The organism is Martelella sp. (genome assembly GCF_984369615.1).
This window is the reverse complement of sequence record NZ_CFHTCS010000407.1, coordinates 1-3,695: the sequence shown is the minus strand read 5'-3', so window position 1 is coordinate 3,695 and position 3,695 is coordinate 1. Positions and strand designations below refer to the sequence as shown.

At 62.5% G+C, this 3,695-nt stretch carries 4 protein-coding genes and 1 pseudogene; 1 reads left to right on the top strand and 4 read right to left on the bottom strand.

The window, feature by feature from the left end; all coding sequences use genetic code 11:
• The 3 genes and pseudogenes from AC5DC2_RS21230 to AC5DC2_RS21220 form a co-directional block, all read right to left on the bottom strand.
• A pseudogene (locus AC5DC2_RS21230) lies at positions 1 to 221 on the bottom strand (MATE family efflux transporter); the annotation flags it as partial.
• A gap of 179 nt (positions 222 to 400) precedes the next feature.
• Positions 401 to 1,081, bottom strand: a complete 681-nt coding sequence (locus AC5DC2_RS21225) for a glutathione S-transferase (RefSeq protein WP_491699924.1) — start codon at positions 1,079 to 1,081, stop codon at positions 401 to 403.
• 121 nt (positions 1,082 to 1,202) lie between these two features.
• On the bottom strand, positions 1,203 to 2,231 hold the full coding sequence (locus AC5DC2_RS21220) for a sodium:calcium antiporter (protein WP_491699923.1): 1,029 nt from the start codon (positions 2,229 to 2,231) through the stop codon (positions 1,203 to 1,205).
• 135 nt (positions 2,232 to 2,366) lie between these two features.
• Here AC5DC2_RS21220 and AC5DC2_RS21215 point away from each other — a divergent pair, with 135 nt between their 5' ends.
• Positions 2,367 to 3,194: an isocitrate lyase/PEP mutase family protein gene (locus AC5DC2_RS21215; protein ID WP_491699922.1), complete on the top strand. Its 828-nt coding sequence runs from the start codon at positions 2,367 to 2,369 to the stop codon at positions 3,192 to 3,194.
• 66 nt (positions 3,195 to 3,260) lie between these two features.
• Here the strand turns inward: AC5DC2_RS21215 and AC5DC2_RS21210 are convergent, their stop codons facing one another.
• Positions 3,261 to 3,422, bottom strand: a complete 162-nt coding sequence (locus AC5DC2_RS21210; protein ID WP_491699921.1) for a hypothetical protein — start codon at positions 3,420 to 3,422, stop codon at positions 3,261 to 3,263.
• Between the last annotated feature and the right edge of the window lie 273 nt (positions 3,423 to 3,695).

Genomic DNA, 3,695 nt, shown 5'->3' with positions numbered 1-3,695 from the left:
TCCGATCTGAAGATGAAGATCGTAAAGTAATACTGGGTTGCAAGGACAGCCGCCGCGAGATCCAGCGCGCTCAATTGTCCAAGAATGAAAATATCGGTGGCATTGATGCCCTGCTGGGCAAGCTGTGCGCCGATGAGGGGGATGCCGAGGGCAAAGGTTTCCCGGAAATGGGACAACCACGAATGACCGGCTGCGGACGCAGGAGGCATTGTGACAGACATGATTTCACCAGAGGCTGACACGCCGGGGCCAGACAATAGCGGGGCTCCGGCGGCCAGTTTCTCTAGCCTGATTTTTAGGCAATTGCCAGTGTGAGGGGCGGCCAAAGAGGCACAAACCTGCCCCGAATTCTTCACGTTCGATCACAAGTCCGCGCAACCCTCGGCGCAATGACGGGCCATCACGAGATCGGATTGCCCCCATAGCGATAGGCCCCGCCGCGTTGCAGGGCGTGGCGGTAGGCCGGACGGGCGTGGATGGCAACGAGATAGTCGAGAAGCGCCTGCGGGCGCTGGTCGAAGGGAATGCGCTCCATGCCGACCTCCACCGGAAAGCTCATCATGATGTCGGCGGCGGTGAAATCCTTGCCTGCGAACCAGCCATCGCGCTGAAGCTCGGCCTCCCAGAATGCGCCGTGGGTTTTCAGTTGCGGATCGGTGAGCTTCTTCATTACGCCGTTGGAGATCGCCTTCAGCAGCGGCCGCGCGAGCTTCGGACCCTGCTCCGGGATCTTCTGGAAGACGAGCTTCATCACCAGGATCGGCATGGCCGAGCCTTCCGAATAATGCAGCCAGTAGCGGTAGCGCAGCGCCGCATCGGTTCCGGGCGCCGGACGAAGCCCGCTGTCGGCGCCGTATTTATCGATCAGATATTCGACGATCGCGGCACTCTCGGCGATGATCGTCCCGTCATCCTCGATCACCGGCGATTTGCCGAGCGGATGCACCTTCTTCAGGCTCTCCGGCGCGCTCATATCCTCGCCGCGCTTGTAGGTCTTGATCTCGTATTCGACCCCGAGTTCCTCCAGCAGCCACAAAATACGGTGGGCGCGGGAATCTTCGAGATAATGAACCAAAAGCATGGGAAACTCCTGAAAGAGACCGGGCGATCCGGTCTAGATGGCTTCGGGCGGGACGGCATACAAGTGTTTACGCAGGAGCGAACCATGCGGATCGCCGCCCGCATTCAAGAACGCTCAGGCGTCAGGAAACGGTCAGCGCCACCGCCCCCGCATAAAGGGCAAGAATGCCGGCGCTCTCGAAGCCGATCCGGCCAGGCCCCGCCTTCTGCCGCACGATCAGGCCGAGCAGCAGGATCGCGGTTGCCGAGAGGCCGACAGCAAGCCAGATCAGGTCATCCTTGCCGATCGCCTGGTAGAGCGAGCCATCCCGATAGGCGACATCGGAAAGCGTCAGGAACAGCGTATCAAAGGTGTTGCCGCCGATGATGCCGCCGACGGCAAGCTGCAGCGCCCCGCGGCGGACGGCGGCAAGGGTCGTCACGAGTTCCGGCAGCGAGGTGACCACCGCCGTCATCAGCGCGCCGACGACCGAGGCGGAAATGCCGTATCGGTCCGTCAGCACGCCGGCAACGCCAGAAATGGCGTAGCCGGCAATGCCCATCAGCAGCATCAGCGCGCCGAAAACGGCGAAGATCGTGACATTGCCGCGCGCATCCTGCTTGTCCTCGTCCGGCGTGTCGGTGCGGGTCTCGCGTGTGCCGACCGGCCGCCACATCGGGTCGTCCCGCACCCGCTTGGAAGCGACGACGCCGGCGATATAGATACCGAACAGAATGAGCGAAAACGGGCTGACCGCGAAAAAGGAAATATCGGGCGAGACATAGGCGATCAGCGGGATGGACAACAGCAGCACCAGAAGCGCGCCCTGGAAGAGATTGGAAAGGTCGGCCGCCGCATGTTCCAGATTGACGCGGCGATAGATCATGTCGGCGAGCGCCAGAAAGGCCGTCTGCGCGGCAATGCCGCCCACGGCGTTGGAAAAGCTGAGCGACGCCCTGCCCTCGAACGCTGTCGTGACCGACACCACCGTGCCGGACAGCGAGGTGGCCGCCCCCAGGAGCAGGCCCCCGATCAGCGCCTCGCCGAGGCCGGTGCGGTCGGCGATGCGGTCGGCCACATCGGTGATCCTCACGCCGCATGCCAGGATAATGAGACCGGAGCCGGCGAAGATCGCCACCAGCCAGACGAGCGACAGGTCTTCAAAATTCATTCTGCTCTCCGTGTTGTTCAGGCAACGCGCCAGCCGGACCTTTGTTCAATCCGGCAAACGAACAGGCTGGCCGCGCTTGCCCTGCCGCGCGACATCGATTATCGTTCCCTTTATGTTCCAGAAAGGTGTGAAATCATGACCTCTCAGACCGAAAAATATGCGGCGTTCAAAGCCTTGCATGAAGCGGAGGGCGCATTCGTCATGCCGAACCCGTGGGACGCGGGAAGCGCGAAGATGCTTGCCAATCTGGGCTTCGGCGCTCTGGCGACGACCAGCGCGGGGCTTGCCTTTTCGCTTGGAAAACGCGACTCGGCTGCGGCGCTGACGCGCGAGGAGGTTCTTGAAAACGCCCGCGCCATTGTCGAGGCAACAGACCTGCCGGTATCCACCGATCTGGAGAACGGTTTTGGCGACCTGCCGGAGGATTGCGCGAACACCGTCAGACTTGCCGCCGCGACGGGTCTTGCGGGCGGCTCGATCGAGGACGCGACAGGCCGGAGCGACGACCCGATCTACGCTTTCGAGCCGGCCGTCGAGCGCGTGCGCGCAGCCGCCGAAGCCGTCAGGGACCTGCCCTTTCTGCTGACCGCACGCGCGGAGAATTTTCTGTGGGGACGGCCTGACCTCGACGATACCATCAGACGATTGCAGGCTTTCGAACGGGCCGGCGCCGACGTGCTCTATGCGCCCGGGCTTCCCGATCTCGATGCCATCAAGACAGTCTGCGACGCGGTGAGCAGGCCGGTAAATGTCGTCATGGGGCTCAGCGGCCCGGTCTTTTCGGTCGACGCATTGTCGCGGGCCGGCGTCCGTCGCGTCAGCGTCGGCGGCTCCTTTGCGCGGGCGGCACTCGGCGCGCTCCGGCAGGCGGCCGAGGAAGTGCTGAACAAAGGAACCTTCACCTATAGCCGTTCGGCGTTGCCGGACACCGAGGCCGCGCGCCTGACGGCGGATCGACGCTGACCCTGCCATGGGGTCGGCAGACAGGCGCCTCGCTCTATTTGCGGCACAGGCGTTTCCCGCCGTGGCTCATCGCCGGGCGGACAGCCTCCGGCGATCGTGAGCGGAGGGCTTGCGTTGCAAATAGGCCGGCGCGGCGGAAAGCCGACCGCCCACCATCCGATAGAGTATGGTCAGCCCGGCGGCGGCGAACACGGTCTGAAAAGCGAAAAGCGGCAGATATTCAAACATTGTTAACTCCCCGTTTGAGAGCATAACGCAACATGTGAGGAAAAGGTTCACATCCGGCCTGACGATTATCATCAAGACATTGCCGTTGACGGCTGTGTGATCGCGTCATTTTCGGGGTTCCGTTCGCCCCGCAACTTCCCTATAAGGCCCTCCTAGCCTAAACCTTCTGACGTCCCGCACCCGGCCCGGTTTTCCGTGTCGGTTTTTGATGCAGAATAAAACGACGGATACCGCCCATGCCCAAGCGCCAAGACCTCAAATCCATCCTCATCA

Excerpts from the sequence above, each read along its gene's own strand:
- AC5DC2_RS21225 (WP_491699924.1), bottom strand. The coding sequence starts at position 1,081 with ATGCTTTTGGTTCATTATCTCGAAGATTCCCGCGCCCACCGTATTTTG.
- AC5DC2_RS21210 (WP_491699921.1), bottom strand. The coding sequence starts at position 3,422 with ATGTTTGAATATCTGCCGCTTTTCGCTTTTCAGACCGTGTTCGCCGCC.
- AC5DC2_RS21220 (WP_491699923.1), bottom strand. The coding sequence starts at position 2,231 with ATGAATTTTGAAGACCTGTCGCTCGTCTGGCTGGTGGCGATCTTCGCC.
- AC5DC2_RS21215 (WP_491699922.1), top strand. The coding sequence starts at position 2,367 with ATGACCTCTCAGACCGAAAAATATGCGGCGTTCAAAGCCTTGCATGAA.